The 17,691-nt window shown below is 74.3% G+C and carries 15 protein-coding genes; 13 read left to right on the top strand and 2 right to left on the bottom strand.

What is annotated here, in order from left to right; genetic code table 11:
• Nucleotides 1-131 precede the first annotated feature (131 nt).
• From PKE99_RS14200 to PKE99_RS14185, 4 genes are all read left to right on the top strand, one after another.
• Entirely contained in the window at nucleotides 132-341 is a 210-nt protein-coding gene (locus tag PKE99_RS14200; protein WP_028932228.1) for a helix-turn-helix domain-containing protein, read from the top strand.
• A gap of 260 nt (nucleotides 342-601) precedes the next feature.
• Complete coding sequence (locus PKE99_RS14195; RefSeq protein ID WP_197040398.1) at nucleotides 602-2,518, top strand: ABC transporter ATP-binding protein; 1,917 nt, start codon at nucleotides 602-604, stop codon at nucleotides 2,516-2,518.
• A 66-nt stretch (nucleotides 2,519-2,584) separates the two neighbouring features.
• A complete protein-coding gene (locus PKE99_RS14190) occupies nucleotides 2,585-4,030 on the top strand; it encodes an MFS transporter (protein ID WP_037038753.1) in 1,446 nt (481 codons plus the stop codon).
• Nucleotides 4,027-4,452, top strand: a complete 426-nt coding sequence (locus tag PKE99_RS14185; RefSeq protein WP_037038754.1) for a MarR family winged helix-turn-helix transcriptional regulator — start codon at nucleotides 4,027-4,029, stop codon at nucleotides 4,450-4,452. Before PKE99_RS14190 ends, PKE99_RS14185 begins: the two co-directional genes overlap by 4 nt.
• Before the next feature lie 35 nt (nucleotides 4,453-4,487).
• Here PKE99_RS14185 and PKE99_RS14180 read toward each other — a convergent pair whose 3' ends face one another.
• Nucleotides 4,488-5,456, bottom strand: coding sequence for a helix-turn-helix domain-containing protein (locus PKE99_RS14180; protein WP_197040380.1), 969 nt, complete (start codon nucleotides 5,454-5,456; stop codon nucleotides 4,488-4,490).
• 217 nt (nucleotides 5,457-5,673) lie between these two features.
• On the opposite strand from PKE99_RS14180, the gene PKE99_RS14175 reads away from it, so the two are divergent.
• A complete protein-coding gene (locus PKE99_RS14175) occupies nucleotides 5,674-7,803 on the top strand; it encodes a molybdopterin-containing oxidoreductase family protein (protein WP_051736496.1) in 2,130 nt (709 codons plus the stop codon).
• A 103-nt stretch (nucleotides 7,804-7,906) separates the two neighbouring features.
• Here PKE99_RS14175 and PKE99_RS14170 read toward each other — a convergent pair whose 3' ends face one another.
• Nucleotides 7,907-8,518: a TetR/AcrR family transcriptional regulator gene (locus tag PKE99_RS14170; protein ID WP_037038757.1), complete on the bottom strand. Its 612-nt coding sequence runs from the start codon at nucleotides 8,516-8,518 to the stop codon at nucleotides 7,907-7,909.
• Nucleotides 8,519-8,628: 110 nt separating this feature from the next.
• Between PKE99_RS14170 and egtA the strand changes: the two genes are divergently transcribed.
• The 8 genes from egtA (at nucleotide 8,629) to PKE99_RS14130 (ending at nucleotide 17,577) form a co-directional block, all read left to right on the top strand.
• Nucleotides 8,629-10,017, top strand: coding sequence for an ergothioneine biosynthesis glutamate--cysteine ligase EgtA (egtA, locus tag PKE99_RS14165; RefSeq protein ID WP_231497984.1), 1,389 nt, complete (start codon nucleotides 8,629-8,631; stop codon nucleotides 10,015-10,017).
• Entirely contained in the window at nucleotides 10,014-11,384 is a 1,371-nt protein-coding gene (gene egtB, locus PKE99_RS14160; protein ID WP_037038758.1) for an ergothioneine biosynthesis protein EgtB, read from the top strand. The genes egtA and egtB overlap by 4 nt, the downstream gene beginning before the upstream one ends.
• Nucleotides 11,385-11,387: 3 nt before the next feature.
• Nucleotides 11,388-12,218: an ergothioneine biosynthesis protein EgtC gene (gene egtC, locus PKE99_RS14155; protein ID WP_051736497.1), complete on the top strand. Its 831-nt coding sequence runs from the start codon at nucleotides 11,388-11,390 to the stop codon at nucleotides 12,216-12,218.
• Nucleotides 12,219-12,271: 53 nt separating this feature from the next.
• Nucleotides 12,272-13,255, top strand: coding sequence for an L-histidine N(alpha)-methyltransferase (gene egtD, locus PKE99_RS14150; protein WP_037038759.1), 984 nt, complete (start codon nucleotides 12,272-12,274; stop codon nucleotides 13,253-13,255).
• Between the two features lie 171 nt (nucleotides 13,256-13,426).
• Nucleotides 13,427-14,752, top strand: a complete 1,326-nt coding sequence (locus PKE99_RS14145) for an ABC transporter substrate-binding protein (protein ID WP_051736498.1) — start codon at nucleotides 13,427-13,429, stop codon at nucleotides 14,750-14,752.
• Between the two features lie 4 nt (nucleotides 14,753-14,756).
• Complete coding sequence (locus PKE99_RS14140) at nucleotides 14,757-15,644, top strand: carbohydrate ABC transporter permease (protein WP_051736499.1); 888 nt, start codon at nucleotides 14,757-14,759, stop codon at nucleotides 15,642-15,644.
• A complete protein-coding gene (locus tag PKE99_RS14135; RefSeq protein ID WP_037038760.1) occupies nucleotides 15,641-16,444 on the top strand; it encodes a carbohydrate ABC transporter permease in 804 nt (267 codons plus the stop codon). Before PKE99_RS14140 ends, PKE99_RS14135 begins: the two co-directional genes overlap by 4 nt.
• 11 nt (nucleotides 16,445-16,455) lie before the next feature.
• Complete coding sequence (locus tag PKE99_RS14130) at nucleotides 16,456-17,577, top strand: ABC transporter ATP-binding protein (protein WP_051736500.1); 1,122 nt, start codon at nucleotides 16,456-16,458, stop codon at nucleotides 17,575-17,577.
• Nucleotides 17,578-17,691 lie beyond the last annotated feature (114 nt).

The following is a 17,691-nucleotide window of genomic DNA, read 5'->3' as shown; positions in this document are numbered from 1 at the left end:
TCACCGATCATGCGGGATGTTGCGCTGGCCACATCCCGACAGAAGGATCATCATGGCTCGCACCGACGAGCCGATCGGCGGCTCCGGTCCGCGGACGGGGTTCCGCGGTGGGGCAGAGGAGGTCAAGTGTCGTGGCCGACCTGAAGAAGGGCGCCCGGATCACGGGCACCCAGCGGGACAAACTCGCCACCGATCTGAAGAAGAAGTACGAGAAGGGCGCCAGCATCCGCGCCCTGGCCGAGCAGACCGGACGGTCCTACGGCTTCGTGCACCGTGTACTCAGCGAGACCGGGGTGACGCTTCGCGGCCGGGGCGGCGCGACTCGCACCAAGAAGAAGTAGGGCGCCGGGAGCCGTCCCGGGCCCGTCCACGTCGACACGCACCCGCCTCCGTCGCCTGCGCACGGCGGCGGGTCGACGTGTGCCACACCCTCCCGGACCCGTCCGACCGCGCGCCGACCGCGTCCCGACCCCGCGCGTGACGCGCGCGGCCCCGAGCCGCGCACTAGTGTCGACCCGAAGCTCTCGGGTCGGCCTCCGGCGACGCGTCGTGGCCCCATGATGCGGTTCGGGTGAGGTGTGTGGACAGGCCGATCACGATCATGCGCGGGATGACGCGGGCGGCCGACGCCCCGCGCTCCGTCGCCAGGGGGACCGTCCCGCGGATCTGGCGTTTCGCCCGGCCGTACCGGCTGTGGCTGCTGTCGTTCCTGCTGCTCACCACGTGCACGGCGGTGATCGGCGTCGTCACCCCGATCCTCGCCGGCCGCGTGGTCAACGCCATCGTGGCGGGAGGCGCGGGCGCCGGTCGTGAGGTGGTCACGCTCGCCCTGTCCATCGCCGCGCTGGCGGTGGGCGAGGCGCTGATCGGTCTCGGCGCCCGGTGGTTCTCCGCCCGCATCGGCGAGGGCCTGATCGTCGACCTGCGCACGGCGGTGTTCACGCACGTCCAGCGGATGCCGATCGCGTTCTTCACGCGCACCCGCACCGGCGCGCTGGTCAGCCGGCTCAACAACGACGTCATCGGCGCGCAGTCGGCGATCACGACCACGCTGGCGAGCGTCCTGTCCAACGTCATCCAGCTGACCCTCGCGCTCGCCGTGATGATCGGGCTGGCGTGGCAGGTCACGGTGCTCGCCCTGCTCCTGCTGCCGATCTTCGTGCTGCCCGCCCGGCGGATGGGCCGACGGATCGCAGACCTGCGGCGGGACTCGGCGAACCTCAACGCCTCGATGAGCACGCAGATGACCGAGCGGTTCTCGGCCGCCGGCGCCACGCTCGTCAAGCTGTTCGGGCGGCCGCGGGAGGAGGCGCGGGAGTTCGGTGAGCGGGCCGAGCGGGTCCGCGACATCGGGGTCCGGACGGCCATGGTCTCGCGGGTCTTCGTCGCCTCCCTGTCGCTGGTGTCGGCGCTGGCCCAGGCGCTGGTCTACGGCCTGGGCGGGTGGCTGGCGGTCACCGGGCAGATCGAGCCGGGCACCGTCGTCACCCTGGCCCTGCTGCTCACGCGCCTCTACACGCCGATGACCGCGCTGGCCAACGCCCGGGTGGACGTCATGACCGCGCTCGTCGCCTTCGAGCGGGTCTTCGAGGTCCTCGACCTGCAGCCGATGATCACCGAGCGGCCGGGCGCCCGCGGGCTGCCGCCCGGTCCCGTGTCGGTGCGGTTCCGCGACGTGCACTTCTCCTACCCGACGGCCGAGCAGGTGTCGCTCGCGTCGCTCGAGGACGTCGCCGTGCTGGACCGCCGGGCGCCGGGGGAGGTGCTGCACGGCGTCGACCTGGAGGGGCCTGCGGGCTCGCTGCTGGCGCTGGTCGGGCCGTCCGGGGCGGGCAAGTCGACCATCGCCTCGCTCCTCCCGCGTCTCTACGACGTCGACTCCGGGGCCGTCGAGCTCAGCGGCGTCGACGTGCGGGACCTGACGTTCGAGGCCCTGCGCGGCGCCGTCGGCGTCGTGACGCAGGACGGCCACCTCTTCCACGACACCATCGCGGCCAACCTGCGCTACGCCCGCCCCGGGGCGACGGACGACGAGCTGCGCGAGGCCCTGCGCCGCGCCCGGCTCGGCGAGCTTCTCGACCAGTTGCCGGACGGGCTGGAGACGGTCGTGGGGGAGCGCGGATACCGGCTCTCCGGCGGCGAGCGGCAGCGGCTCACGATCGCGCGCCTGCTGCTGGCCCGCCCCCCGGTCGTCGTGCTCGACGAGGCCACGGCCCACCTCGACTCGGAGTCCGAGGCCGCGGTGCAGGAGGCGCTGGCCGAGGCGCTGGTGGGGCGCACCGCGATCGTCATCGCGCACCGGCTGTCCACCATCCGGGCCGCGGACCGGATCGCGGTGATCGAGGCGGGACGGGTGACCGAGCAGGGCACGCACGCCGAGCTGCTGGCCGCCGAGGGGCGCTACGCCACGCTGCACCGCACCCAGTTCGCCGACCCGGACAGCCCCACGGACACGCGCTGCCTCGTCCCTGGCTGCGACCACACCCACGACGAGGGCGATCTGCCTCTCATGCGCTGACGCCGCGGCCCAATCGGTTGTACCGTGCTAATGATTGTGTCGCCGCAACCGCCGCGGAGAGGACCCGTGCCCGAACTCGACCGCAGGCACCGCCTGCTGGTGCTGGTGATCTGCTGTTCCAGCCTGTTCGTGGTCAGCATGGACGCCACCATCGTCAACCTGGCGCTGCCGGCGATCCAGGCGGACCTGTCGGCGTCCGTCACCTCGTTGCAGTGGACGATCGACGCCTACACGCTCACCCTCGCGAGCCTGCTCATGCTGGCCGGGTCGACGGCGGACCGGGTGGGGCGCAAGCGGGTCTTCCGGATCGGGCTGGTGCTGTTCGGCCTCGGCTCGCTGCTGTGCAGCGTGGCGCCCTCGGCCGGCGCGCTCGTCGGGTTCCGGGTGGTGCAGGCGCTGGGCGGCGCGATGCTCAACCCCGTCGCCATGTCGATCATCGTCAACGTCTTCACCGACCCGCGTGAGCGCGCCCGTGCGATCGGGGTGTGGGGCAGTGTCGTCGGGCTCAGCATGGCGCTCGGCCCGGTGATCGGCGGCGCGCTGGTCGACGTCGTCGGCTGGCGGTCGGTGTTCTGGATCAACGTGCCGGTGGTCGTGGCCGCCGTGGTCCTGGCCACGCGGTTCGTGCCGGAGTCCCGGGCCCCGCGGCCGCGGCGGCTCGACCCGGTGGGGCAGCTGCTGATGGCGCTGCTGCTCGGCGGCGCCACGTTCGCCATCATCGAGGGCCCGGCGCAGGGCTGGACCTCGCCGGGGGTCCTCGCCTGCGCGGCCGTGGCCTTCGCCGCGCTGGTCGCGCTGCTGCCGTGGGAGCGGAGCCGGCGGGAGCCGCTGCTCGACCCGCGCTTCTTCCGCAGCGTCCCGTTCGCCGGCGCCACGGTGATCGCGGTCTGCGCCTTCGCCAGCCTCGCCGGCTTCCTCTTCGTCAACGCGCTCTACCTGCAGACCGCCCGCGGGTACTCGCCGCTGCACGCCGGGCTCCTCACGCTGCCGATGGCCGCGATGGCCGCGGTCCTGCCGACCGTCGCGGGGCGGCTCGTCGCCACCCGCGGCGCGCGGATCCCGCTCGTCGTCGGCGGCGTGGGGATCGTGCTCTCCGGCGTGGTGCTGCTGTGGCTGCGCACGGACTCGCCGCTGTGGGTGCCGATCACGGCGTACGTGCTGTTCGGGATCGCGTTCGGCATGGTCAACCCGCCGATCACCAACACCGCGGTGTCCGGCATGCCGGCCGCGCAGGCCGGGGTCGCCTCCGCGGTGGCGTCGACGAGCCGGCAGGTCGGCACCGCGCTCGGCGTCGCGGTCATCGGGTCGGCGGTCACGGCGTCCGTCGTCGGGCCGCTGCCGACCGGGCTCGCCGAGGCCACGCACGTCGGCTGGGCGGTGCAGATCGCGTGCGGCGCCGTCGTCCTCGTGCTGGGCCTGGTGACCACGACGGCGTGGGCGCGACGGAGCGCGACCCGCACGGCCGAGCTGTTCGCGACCGCGGACGCCCCGGCCAGGGCGGGTGTGGCGTGACGGCGCCGCGGGAGCTCGACCCGGCCGACCCGGCCGTGCGTGCCTGGGGCCGGATGCGGGCGCTGGTCGTGGACCAGCACGACCGGCGGCGCGAGGCCTGTGAGGCCGTCGGGCTGAGCTTCGTCCGCGTCAAGGCGCTGCTCGAGGTGGCGCGCGAGCCCGGGACGCTCTCCGATCTCGCCGACCGGCTCTCGGTGGACCGGCCCTACGCCACGGTCGTGGTCGACGAGCTGCAGAAGCGCGGCCTCGTCCGCCGCGAGCACCACCCGGACGACCGGCGCTGCAAGATCGTCAGTGCGACGCCGGACGGGCTGCGGGCCGCCGCCACCGCCCGGGCGATCCTGGGGGACCCGCCCCCGGTCCTGCGCGCCCTGCCGGCCGAGGACCTGGCCCAGCTCGACCGGATCCTGGCGGCGCTCTGATCCCACCGCCGCTCTGATTCAGCCGCCGCTCTGATTCAGCCGCCGAGGTGGCGCGCCCGGTAGGTGGTGGGGGAGACGCCGTAGGCGCCCCGGAACGCGCGGCTGAAGGTGGCCAGGTCGGGGAAACCCCAGCGCCGCGCGACGTCCGTGACCGGGTCACCCGCCCGCCGCCGGTCGGCCAGCTCGCGGCGGCAGTGCTCGAGCCGCAGCCGCCGGATCCGCCGGTTCACCGTCTCGCCGGTGGTCGCGAAGAGCCGGTGCAGCTGGCGCACCGACACGAAGTGCGCCCGCGCCACTGCGGCCGGGCCCAGGCCGGGGTCGGCGAGGTGGGCGTCGACGTAGGTGAGCATCTCGCGCAGCAGCGCCTGCTGTGGCCGGTCGACGGCGAGCGGCCCGGCCAGGTGCTCCACGGCCAGGGTGGTGACCAGGTCGCCGGTCTCGTCGGCCACCCGGGCGGCGCCGGCGGCCGTCAGCCGGGGCGGGGCGGCCAGCAGCCCGCGCAGCATGCCGCCGACGATCCCGGACAGCCCCTCGCGGCCGTCCATCCGCAGCGCTGTGGCGCGGGCCGACTCCCCGGCGTCGAGCCCGACGGATGCCCGGGGCCAGGTGAAGACCTCGAGGCACCAGTCCCCGCCCAGCCGCCAGCGGAACGGCCTGCCGGTCTCGTAGATCGCGAAGTCGCCCCCGGCGAGCGCGGCCCGGCGGCCGTCCTGCTCCAGCACGCCCGTGCCCCGGGTGACCATCCCGATCTGCAGGAACTCCTGGTCGTCGGCCGCGGCCAGCGAGGGTGTGCGGCGGCAGACCTGGTCGACCGAGCAGACCTCCGAGACCTGCAGGTGCGCGACGGTGGCGTTGCGCACCGTGCCGGCGAACGTGCCGAGCCGGCGGTCGGCGGCGATGTCGAGGGCGACGAAGTCGTGCCGGATGGTGTCCCGCCACTCGTCGAACCGGCGGGTGGCGTGCCTGTCCGTGCCGCCGGGCGCGGAGCCTGGTGCGAGGACCACGGTCACCTCCTGCGGACGGCGGCCTTCCCGCCGGCCCGTTCCGGAGGGAACCAGACGAAGGTTCGCAGTGTGTTGCGGGCACGTCAAACGCGGTCGCGCCCAACGGGTCCGCGCGCGGCCGTCACTCGCTGCCCACCTCCGGTCGCTCGGTGCCAAGCCGGGCCGGGCCGCGGCGACCGAGGATGGATCACCCCACCACGATCCGGGAGCGACCGCGATGACTCTCGCCGACCTGCCCCTCCTCGCCGTCGGGGAGACGGGCACCCACCGCGCCATCTGCCCGCACGACTGCCCCGACGGCTGCTCGATGCTCGTCTCCGTCGAGGACGGGCGGGCGACCGGGGTCCGGGGCGACCCCGACCACCCGTTCACCCGGGGCGGGCTGTGCGTGAAGGTGAACAACTACGTGGACCGGGTCTACAGCCCCGACCGGGTCACCACGCCCCTGCGGCGCAGCGGACCGAAGGGCTCCGGCCGGTTCGAGCCGATCTCGTGGGACGAGGCGATCGCGGAGATCACCTCACGGTTCCGGGCGGTGGTCGCCGAGCACGGCGCCGAGGCGATCATGCCCGTGAGCTACCTGGGCACCCAGGGCACGCTCAACGGGCTCAACGTCGGCGACCCCTTCTTCAACAAGCTGGGCGCCACGGTCGCCGAGCGCACCTTCTGCGACTCCGGCGCGTCGACGGCGTACGTCATGAGCCTCGGCCCGACGGCCGGCGTCGACCCCGAGAGCCTGGTGCACTCGCGGTACATCGTGATCTGGGCCTGCAACATGGTCTCGACCAACCTGCACCTGTGGCCGTTCGTGGCCGAGGCGCAGAAGCGGGGCGCCAAGGTCGTGGTCATCGACCCGGTGAAGCACCGCACGGCCAAGCGCGCCGACTGGCACATCCCGATTTGCCCGGGGACGGACGGCGCGCTGGCCCTGGCGCTCATCCACGTCATCCTCGCCGAGGGCCTGACCGACGCCGAGTACGTCGCGGAGCACACCGTCGGGGTCGAGGACCTCGAGAAGCGGGTCCGGGACTGCACGCCGGAGTGGGCCGCCGCGGAGACCGGCGTCCCGGCCGAGGACATCCGGACCCTCGCCCGCGAGTACGCGGCCGGCCAGCCGTCGATGATCCGGATCGGCGTCGCGATCGAGCGGCACTCCGGCGGCGGGCAGACCGTGCGGGCGATCTCGTGCCTGCCCGGCCTGGTGGGTGCCTGGCGCAAGCCCGGCGGCGGCCTGCTGGCCCTGCCGCTGTGGGCCTTCCCGGTGAACTGGGACGCGCTGTCGCAGCCGCAGCTGCGGCCCGAGGGCACCCGCGTGGTCAACCAGTACCTGCTCGGCAAGGCGCTGACCGGGGAGCTGGGGCTCGACCCCGGGATCCACGCGCTGATGGTCTACAACGCCAATCCGATGATCGTGTGCCCGGACCAGGAGAAGATGGTCGCCGGGCTGTCCCGCGAGGACCTGTTCACCGTGGTCAGCGAGCAGTTCCTCACTGACACCGCCCAGTTCGCGGACATCGTGCTGCCGGCCACCACGCAGCTCGAGCAGCTCGACGTCATGTTCTCGTGGGGGCACTTCTACATCGGCCTCAACCGGCCCTCGATCGCGCCCGTGGGCGAGGCGATCCCCAACACCGAGCTGTTCCGGCGGCTGGCCGCCGCCATGGGGTTCGACGACGAGTGCTTCGGGATGACCGACGAGGAGCTGATCGAGCAGGCGTACGACTGGGGCGCGCCGGCGCTGCAGGGGATCACGCCGAAGTCGCTGGCGAAGACGGGGTGGGCGCGGCTGACCCTGCCCGACGCCGACCACTACGCCCCGCACGACATCGGCGGCTTCCCGACGCCGTCGGGCAAGCAGGAGTTCGCGTCCGCCGCGGCGGCGGGCGGGAACTTCGTGCTCCCGCTGTTCCGGCAGGGCAGCAACGAGGCCCAGCCCGGCGGCGAGGTGGACCCGTTGCCGCACTACATCCCGCCCGCGCACAGCGACTACCCGCTGCACCTGGTCTCGCCCAAGGCGCACGCGTTCCTCAACTCGTCCTACGGGAACCTCGGGGCCCAGCAGCGGGTGCAGGGCGAGCCGTCCGCGATCGTGCACCCGGCCGACGCGGAGACCCGGGGGATCGTCGAGGGCTCGCTGATCCGGGTCTTCAACGAGCGCGGGGAGTTCCTCGTCAAGGTCAAGGTGTCCGACGAGGTGGCCCGCGGCGTCGTCCTGGCGTCGATGGGGCAGTGGCGGTCGCAGGCCAAGGGCCTGGCCACCGTCAACGCCGTCAACCCCACGGAGTTCGCCGATCTCGGCAACGCGCCGACCTTCTCCGACACCCGCGTCGAGGTCGAGCCCGCCTGAGGGGGTCCGTCCGACCCGTCCGCTCCCGACCTGCCCGCCGGCCCCGCACCCCCTCCGGGGCCGGCGGGCCTGCCGTCGTCGGAGGGCGTGTTCGGACGCCGGGTCAGCGGGGGAGGGTGCGCACGCTCTGCTCGACGAGGTCGAGCACGCCGTCGAGCGCGTCGGCCGGCAGGCCCATGGCCAGGTGCGAGACCAGCCCCTCCAGCACCAGCTCCAGGTACTGGGCCAGCACCGGGACCGGGACGTCGTCGCGCAGGGCCCCGGCCGCGGCCTGCCGCTCGAGCCGCTCCCGGGTGGCCGCGGTGAGCTCGGCGGAGTGCGCCTGCCACCGCTGCCGGAAGTCCGGGTCGGTGCGGAGCCGGCGGGACACCTCCAGCCGGGTGCCGAGCCAGCTGCGGTCGCTCGCGCCGTCCGCCTCGGCGGCCCCGTCCGTCCCCTCGCCGCGGGCGGTCCCCAGCAAGTCCCGCATGACCTGGACCAGGCCCTGCTCGGCGACGACGTCGGCCATCCGGCGGGCGTCCTGCTCGGCCAGGGCGAGGAACAGCGCGTCCTTGTCGCGGAAGTAGTGGAAGATCGCGCCGCGGGAGAGTCCGGTGCTCTGCTCGAGCCGCCGGACCGTCGCCCCCTCGTACCCGTGCGCGGCGAAGCACCGCCGGGCGCCGTCGAGGATGTGCTGGCGCCGGGCGGCGAGCTGGTCGGTACTCACACGGGGCACCGGCCCAGTATCCCGTACGTACGTCTTGTGGTGCAGGACGCGCGACGCGCGCCGGGAAAGGCCGCGGGAAGGACCTGCAACTGTCGGACCCCGCGGGTAGCGTTCGATCCGTGCTTCCAGACGCGGGGATCGTGCCCGCCGTCCCGGGGCCGGAGGGCGCTCGCGCGCACTCCGGGATCCCCGTGCAGGCGGGCCAGGGGGCGGAGCGGCCCGCGGCCGGTACCGAGCTGCGCAGCCGGGCGGAGGCCGAGGCGTACGTGGCCTCGGTCTGCTTCAAACACGGCCCCCCGCGGTACCTGGGCGTGGAGCTCGAGTGGCTCCTGCGCCCCGCCCGGCCCGCCGACCCCGCCGACCTCGCCGACCTGCTCGGCGCGCTCGGCCCGCACGCCCCCGCCCCGCTCGTCCCCGGTTCCCCCGCCGCCCCGCTCCCGCACGGCTCGGTCGTCACCGTCGAGCCCGGCGGCCAGGTCGAGCTCGCCAGCCCGCCGATCGCCGGGCTCGGCCCCCTCGTCGCCGCCGTCGAGGCCGACTCCGCCGCCCTCCACGCCCGGCTCGCCGCCCGCGGTCTGAGCCCCGAGCCCCGCGCCGCCGATCCCGTCCGGCCCGCGCGCCGGCTCCTGCAGCTCCCGCGCTACCGCGCCATGGAGCGCGCCTTCGACCGCTTCGGCCCGCACGGCCGCAGCGGCATGTGCTCCACGTCCGCGGTCCAGGTGGCGCTCGACGCGGGGGAGCGCACGGAGCTCCCCGCCCGCTGGGCGGCGCTGCACGACCTCGGCCCGGTCCTCGTGGCCGCCTTCGCCAACTCCCCGCTGCTGCACGGGCGGCGCACCGGCTGGAAGTCCAGCAGGCTGGCCGCCTGGCTGGCGCTCGACCCCGCCCGTACCGCCCCGCCGCCGTCCGTCGACGGCGACCCGGCCGGCGCCTGGGCCGAACGCGTGGTGGACACGCCGCTGCTGTGTGTGCGCGGCGCGGGCGAGTGGACCACGCCGGAGGGCGTGACCTTCGCCGACTGGGTCGAGGGCCGGCTGGACGGCCGGCGGCCGACCGTCGCGGACCTCGAGTACCACATCTCCACGCTGTTCCCGCCGGTCCGCCCGCGCGGGTTCCTCGAGGTCCGGTACGTCGACGGGCAGCAGGGCGCGGACTGGGCGCTCCCGGTGGCCGTGCTCGCCGCGCTCACCGCGCGGCCCGCCGTCGTCGACCGGGTCCGGGAGATCTGCGCCCCCACCCGGCTGCGCTGGACCTCCGCGGCCCGGCACGGCCTGGAGGACCGCGTCCTCGCCGCGGCCGCCGCCGAGGTGTTCGCGCTGGCCTGCGCGGAGCTGCCCGCGCTCGACCCGCCGCCGGGCCTGCTGTCCCGGCTGGTGGAGGTCACCGAACGCCGCGTCGCCGCGGGCCGCTGCCCCGCGGACGACCCGCTGCCCGGCGAGCCGCCCGCCGGCGGCCCCCTCGAGACCCTCGAGATCATCCCGTCCCCGACGGAGGGAGCACTCCCGTGACGATCACGCCCGAGACCGACCCCTTCTGTACCCCGGAGCAGCTCCGCGGCCACGTCGCGGCGCTGCTCGACCGGTCCCGTACCCGCAGCACCGGCCTCACCGACGCCGTCGACGAGGGCGACCTCGTCGCGCAGCACTCGCCGCTGATGTCCCCGCTGGTGTGGGACCTCGCGCACATCGGCAGCCAGGAGGAGCTCTGGCTGGTCCGGGACGTCGGCGGCAGGGAGCCGCTGCGCCCGGAGATCGACGGGCTCTACGACGCGTTCCAGCACAGCCGCGCCAGCCGCATCGAGCTGCCCCTGCTCACCCCGGCCGAGGCCCGGCAGTACGTCGCCGAGGTGCGGGAGAAGGCGCTCGACGCGCTGGAGCGCAGCCCGCTGCGCGGCCGCCGGCTGGAGCACGAGGGCTTCGCCTTCGGCATGATCGTGCAGCACGAGCAGCAGCACGACGAGACGATGCTGGCCACCCACCAGCTCCGGGCCGGGGCGCCGGTGCTGCAGGCGCCCGAGCCCCCGCCCGGGCGCCGGCTCGCCGCGCGCGAGGTGCTGGTGCCCGCGGGCGTGTCCATCCAGGGCACGTCCACCGAGCCGTGGGCGCTGGACAACGAGCGCCCGGCGCACGCCGTGTCGCTGCCGGCCTTCTGGATCGACACCCACCCGGTGACCAACGGCGAGTACGTCGCGTTCGTCGAGGCCGGCGGGTACACCGACCCGCGGTGGTGGAGCGCGGAGGGCTGGCGGCACCGCACCGCCGAGGGCCTGGTCGCACCGCGGTTCTGGGAGCGGGACTCCGCGGGCGAGTGGTGGCGGCGGCGGTTCGGCGTGGTCGAGCGCGTGCCGGCGGACGAGCCGGTGGTGCACGTCTGCTTCCACGAGGCCGCGGCGTACGCCCGGTGGGCCGGCAAGCGGCTGCCCACCGAGGCGGAGTGGGAGAAGGCCGCCCGCTTCGACCCGGCGACCGGGCGCAGCCGGCGCTATCCGTGGGGGGACGAGTCCCCGGCCGAGCGGCACGCCAACCTCGGCCAGCGCCACCTGCGTCCCGCCCCGGTCGGCGCCTACCCGGAGGGCGCGTCGCCGCTGGGCGTCGAGCAGCTGATCGGGGACGTGTGGGAGTGGTGCGACTCGGGTTGGCACCCGTATCCGGGGTTCGAGGCCTTCCCGTACCGCGAGTACTCCGAGGTGTTCTTCGGCGGCGACTACAAGGTCCTGCGCGGCGGCTCGTTCGGCACGGACCCGTCGGCGGTCCGGGCGACCTTCCGGAACTGGGACCATCCGGTCCGCCGGCAGATCTTCTCCGGCTTCCGCTGCGCGCGGGACGCCTCGCCCGCCGACACGGCCGACAGGGCCGACGCCGCCGGTCTGCCCTGACCGGTGTGCCGCCACCTGGCCCACCTGGGCCCGCCGACGACGCTGTCCGCGCTGCTGCTGGAGCCGCCGCACGGGCTGCTGCACCAGTCCTACGCCCCCGCCGACATGCGCGGCGGGGGCACCGTCAACGCGGACGGGTTCGGCGCGGGCTGGTACCCGCCGGGCGACCCGGGCGGCAACGGCCACCCGTCCGAACCGGCCCGGTACCGCTCCGACCAGCCGATGTGGTCGGACGGTGCGTTCGCCTCGCTGGCCGCGGCCACCCGCAGCTCCGCGGTGCTCGCCGCGGTCCGGTCCGCGACCACGGGGATGCCGGTCACCAGCACCGCGGCCGCCCCGTTCGCCGAGGGCCGCTGGCTGTTCAGCCACAACGGCGTGGTGCGCGGGTGGCCCGGCGCGGTCGCGGACCTGGCCGCCGGGCTGCCCGTCGTCGACCTGCTGACCCTCGACGCCCCCACGGACTCGGCCCTGCTGTGGGCGCTGGTCCGGAACCGGCTGCGGGCGGGGGAGGACCCGGCGCGGGTGCTGCCCGACACCGTCCTCGCCGTCGAGGCCGCCGCGCCCGCGTCCCGGCTCAACCTCCTGCTCACCGACGGCACCACGATCTGGGGCACGGCCTGGGACCACGCGCTGTCGGTGCGGGTCACGGACCGGGCCGCCACCGTGGCGTCGGAGCCGATCGACACCGACCCGGGTTGGGAGCCCTTGCCGGACCGGCACCTCGTCGTCGCGACGCCGGGCCGGCTGGATCGGCGCCCGATCGGGCCCTCGAGCACCGACCTCCCCACCGACACCGGGATCCCGGACCGCGGGACCCGCGCGCCCCACTCCTGAGCAGGCCCCCTGCTCGACCGGGCCCGCCCGGACGCACCGCGAGGAGCACGATCATGACCCGGCCGAACCGCCTGACCGAGCTCGACGTCCACCTCACCGCGGCCGACGCCGAGGCCGCCCTCCGGGCGGACGCCCGCGCCGGGCTCACCGCCGACCCCAAGGAGCTCCCGCCCAAGTACTTCTACGACGCCCGGGGCAGCGAGCTCTTCGAGGAGATCACCGAGCTCCCCGAGTACTACCCGACACGCACCGAGAGGGCCCTGCTCGAGGAGTCGGTCGCGGCGATCGCGGAGGCCTCCGGGGCGGACACGGTCGTCGAGCTCGGGTCGGGTTCGTCGGCCAAGACCCGGCTGCTGCTCGACGCCTTCCGCGCGGCCGGCACCCTGCGCCGGTACGTCCCGCAGGACGTCAGCGAGGCGGCGCTGCGCGGGGCGCTCGACGCGCTCGCCGTCGAGTACCCCGACCTGGCGCTGCACGGCGTGGTCGGCGACTTCACGAAGGACCTCACCGCGCTGCCGACCGGCGGGCGTCGGATGATCGCCTTCCTCGGCGGCACGATCGGCAACCTGCGGCCCGCGGAGCGCACGGCGTTCCTCGCGCACGTCCGCTCGGTGCTCGAGCCCGGCGAGCAGCTGCTGCTCGGCACCGGTCTGGTGATCGACGAGCCCACCCTGCTCGCCGCCTACGACGACACCGCGGGCGTCACCGCGGAGTTCAACCGCAACGTCCTGCACGTGCTCAACCGCGAGCTGCGCGCCGACTTCCTCCCCGAGGCGTTCTCGCACGTCGCGGCCTGGGACGCCGAGCACGAGTGGATCGAGATGCGGCTGCGGGCGGAGAAGGACATGCGGGTGTGGGTGGAGGAGCTGGACCTCGCGGTCGACTTCGCCGAGGGCGAGGAGATGCGCACGGAGATCTCGGCCAAGTTCCGGCCCGCCGGCGTGCGGGAGATGCTGGCCGAGGCGGGCTTCGACCTGGGTCGCTGGTGGGCCGACGAGGACCGCCGCTTCGCCCTCTCCCTGGCCACAGCCGTCTGAACCGCAGTAGGGAACCATAACGCGACTTCAGGCCGCTTTCTGGCGCGTCATGGTTCCCTACTGCGTTCTCGGCGGCCGGTGTGACGCGTCATGGCTCCATGGTGCGCTCTCGCTCTGCGTGATCGGTCCTTACTGGATAGTGTTCGCCCCACCGAGGCGGGGGAGGGCGGCATGCAGCTGTCGCGGCGCGAGGTGCTGCGTCTCGGGCTGGGTGCGGCCGCGACCGGTCTGCTCGCCGGCTGCGCGCTCGACACCACCGGCGCCCCCGGGTCCCGAGGATCGGACGGCCTGGTCTTCTACTCGACCCAGCTGGCGACGACCGAGGAGGCCGAGGCCGTCCGGCGGCAGATCCTCGCCGGGTTCCCGCGCGAGGTGCAGTTCGCCGGCGACAGCTCGGCCACCAAGATGTTCGACCGGGTCCGTGCCGACGCGCGGGCCGGCTCCTCGAGCATCGCGCTGCTCGGGGCACTGCACGGCGAGTTCGCCACGCTGGCGAAGGAGGGCCTGCTCCGGGACATGACGGACGTCGTCGAGCAGCTCGGCGACCGCGGGTTCACCCGCCAGTACCTCGACCTCGCCCGCATCGACGGCCGGTACGCCTTCGTCCCGTGGATCTCGGCCAGCTACATCATGGCCGCCCGCCGCGAGGCGCTGCAGTTCCTGCCCGCCGGCGCCGATCTGCAGGCGCTCACCTACACCCAGCTGCTGGACTGGACGCGGGCGATCCAGCTGGCCACCGGTTCGCCGCGGTTCGGGCTGCCCGCGGGCGAGAACGGTCTGCTCAAGCGGTTCCTGCAGGGCTACGCGTACCCGAGCTTCACCGGCGGGGTGAACACCACCTTCGCGAGCGCCGACGCCGCCGCGATGTGGGAGTGGCTCCGCGCGATCTGGGGCACCGCGAACCCGCAGTCCGTGACCTACGGCTTCATGCAGGAACCGCTGCTCTCCGGTGAGGTGTGGGTGGCGTGGGACCACGCCGTCCGGCTGGTGGACGCGCTGCAGACCCGGCCGGACGACATCGTCTCCTTCCCCGCGCCCACCGGGCCGAGGGGACTGGGCTACCTCCCCGTGCTCGGCGGCCTGTCGATCCCGAAGGCGGTCGCCGACCCGCAGCCGTCGATCGAGCTGATCCGGCACCTCACCGATCCCGCGCGGGTCTCCACCACGCTGCGGACCGTGGCGTGGTTCCCGCCGCAGGACCTGGCGGCGATCCCGGGCGGGCTGCCGCCGGGTGTCGGGCAGGAGGCGGAGACGCTGCAGCGGATGGTCGGCACCCCCGGGGCCGTGGCGTCGTCGCTCGCGGTCGGGCTCGGCGGGCAGAGCGGCACCTACGACAAGGTGTTCACGGACGCGTTCCGTTCGATCGTGCTCGACGGCGGCGACGTCCGGGGCGTGCTCGCCACCCAGGCCGCCGCGCTGCAGGGCGTGCTCGACAGCGCTCAGGCCGCCTGCTGGGCGCCGGACCCGGTGGGCGAGGGGGTGTGTCGCGTTGGCTGAGGCGGTGACCGAGGCCCCGGTGGTCGCGGCGGAGCGCCGTGGCGGGCCGCAGCGCTGGCTGCCGTACCTGCTGCTCGCGCCCAGCGTCGCCTACCTGCTGATCTTCTTCGCGTCGCCGATGATCCAGGCGTTCGGGCTCGCGTTCACCAGCACGACGGGGGAGTGGGGGCTCGGGTCGATCCGGGCGATGCTCGGCGACGACCGCTTCTGGCCCGCCGTGTGGACCACGGTGATCCTGCTCGTGGTGCTGCTTCCGCTGCAGTTCGCGCTGGCCATGGCGATGTCGATGGTGATCACCTCGCGGCTGCGGGGATCGGGCCTCTGGCTCTACGTGTTCCTGCTGCCGCTCGGCGTCAGCGAGCTCGGGGCCGGCATCCTCTGGTACTCGATCTTCGTCGAGCAGGGTTGGCTCAACACCGTGCTGCAGTCCCTCGGACTGATCGACCGGCCGGTGATCTGGCTGGACTACCGCGAGCCGTGGCGGGTGATCGGCACGATCGTGGTCGCCGAGGCGTGGCGGTCCACCTCGCTGATCGTGATCATCCTGGTCGGCGGGCTGCGCGCCATCCCGCGGGACTACCTGGAGGCCGCCGACGTCTTCCACGCCGGGCCGTGGCAGCGGATGCGGCACGTGGTGCTGCCGATGATGCGCCCGACGATCCGGACGGCGCTCATCGTGCGGACGGTGCTCGCCTTCGAGGTGTTCGCCACCGTGATCGCTTTGGGCGGCACGGGCACGGACGTCCTCGCCACCCAGGCCAACCGCGCCTACACCGAGTACCAGGACGCGCACCTGGCCTCGGCCTACGGGCTGGTCATCCTGCTGGTCTCGCTGGTGGCGGTCGGGATCATCCTGGTCGCGCTGCCCACCCGGAAGGAGCGCGGCGAGTGACCGCGCGGCGCGTCCTCGGTTACGGCGGGGCGGTCCTGCTGGCCGGCTGGGTCCTCGTGCCGATCTGGTTCGTGGTCGTCGGGGCGTTCAGCACGGCCGACGCCGTCTACTCCTACCCGCTCGCCGCCTGGCCGGACTGGTCGCTGGAGTCGATGCGGTTCTTCGTGACCTCCGCGGGCGTGCCGCAGGCGCTGCTGTCCAGCGTGATCGTCGCGGTGCTCACCGGCGTGGTCACCCTGCTCCTCGCCGCGCCCGCGGGCTACGCCCTGGCCCGGTTCGTCTTCCCCGGGGCGGACGCCTACCGGCTGGCCGTGCTGTCCACGCGCGCGTTCCCCGTGGTCGTCCTGTCCATCCCGCTGGCCGTGTTCTTCCTGCAGTGGGGGATCTACGACACCGTCTGGGGCGTCGCGCTGATGCACACCGCGCTGGCGCTGCCCTTCGTGGTGCTCATGGTGAGCGCCGTGTTCGCCGGGGTGCCCGTGGACCTGGAGGAGGCCGCCCAGGTCTTCGGCTGCAGCCGGTTCGGCGCCTTCCGCCGGGCCGTGGTGCCCAACGCCGCCCCCGGGCTCGCCGCCGCCGCGACCTTCGCCGTGCTGCTCAGCTACAACGAGGTCTTCGCCGCCTCCATCCTCACCCTCCAGCAGCCCACGCTGCCGGTCTTCGTGCTCACCGGCCTGACCCAGGCGCCGCTGCCCTTCCGCTACGCGGGCGCGCTGTTCCTGCTGGCCCCGGCCTTCCTGTTCATCCTGCTGATCCGGCGCCGGCTGCTCGGCGTCGGCGGCGGCCCGACGCTGCGGTAGAGGAGCATCCGTTGTCCGACATCCGGCTCACCGGGATCACGAAGCGGTACACGCGCCACGCCGCCCCTGCCGTCGACGACGTGTCCGTGACCGTCCGCGACGGGGAGTTCTTCGTGCTCCTCGGCCCGTCCGGCTGCGGCAAGACGACTCTGCTCCGCACGATCGCCGGCCTCGAGCAGGCCGACGCCGGCACCGTCCACCTGGGCGACCGGGACGTCACCGGGCTGCCGCCGCGCCGGCGCGACATCGCCATGGTCTTCCAGGGCTACGCCGTGTTCCCGCACCTCACCGTGGCCGAGAACATCGGTTTCGGGCTCGCCATGCGCAAGGCGCCGAAGCAGGAGATCGCCGAGGCCGTGGAGTACGCCGCGGGTCTCGTCCGGCTCGACGACGTCCTCGACCGCTACCCCTCCGCCCTGTCCGGCGGGCAGCGGCAGCGGGTCGCCGTGGCGCGGGCCGTCGCCGTCCGCCCCAGCGTGCTGCTGATGGACGAGCCGCTGTCGAACCTCGACGCCCTGCTCCGGCTGAGCTTCCGCTCCGACCTCAAGGCGCTGGCCAAGGAGCTCAACACCACGATCGTCTACGTCACCCACGACCAGGTGGAGGCGCTCTCGCTGGGCGACCGGGTCGCGGTGATGCGTGCCGGCGAGATCGTGCAGTGCGGCACGCCGATGGAGGTCTACGACCGGCCCGCCACCCGGTTCGTCGGCGGCTTCCTCGGTACCCCGCCCATGAACCTGCTCCCGGTCCGGCGCGCGCAGGACGGGTGGACAGCGGCCGGCGAGCCCTTCGCCGTGCCCGAGGAGCACGCCGACCGCGTCGGCGACGAGCTGTGGGCCGGGATCCGCGCCGAGAACATCGAGCCCTCGACGACCGAGGTGCCCGGGGCGCTGCCCGCGCGCGTCCGGCTCGTCGAGCCGCTGGGGTCGCAGCTGCTCGTGTCCGTGACGGTGGGGGACGAGAGCGTGAAGCTCCTCACGCCGACCGACTTCCCGGCCGGCGACGACAGCCGGCTGTGGCTGCGCGTGCCCCCGGAGCGGGTGCGCTGGTTCGACCCGGCGAGCGAGCGCGCCCTCGACGGGACCGACCGCGCCGGGACCGACCGCGCCGGCGCCGCCGTGAGCAGCGGCTGAGCACCTTTCCGTCCGGTGTCCACACCGGATTGTGCGGTGACCGGGCGTAACGCGCCGGAATCGTGACCCGAGTACAGGGAAACGATTCGTCCCTTCCGGCGCGGCCCATCCCCG

The organism is Pseudonocardia halophobica (genome assembly GCF_027922425.1).
Lineage (GTDB): Bacteria > Actinomycetota > Actinomycetes > Mycobacteriales > Pseudonocardiaceae > Pseudonocardia > Pseudonocardia halophobica.
The sequence above is the reverse complement of the archived record's forward strand: the minus strand, read 5'-3'. Positions and strand labels throughout refer to the sequence as shown.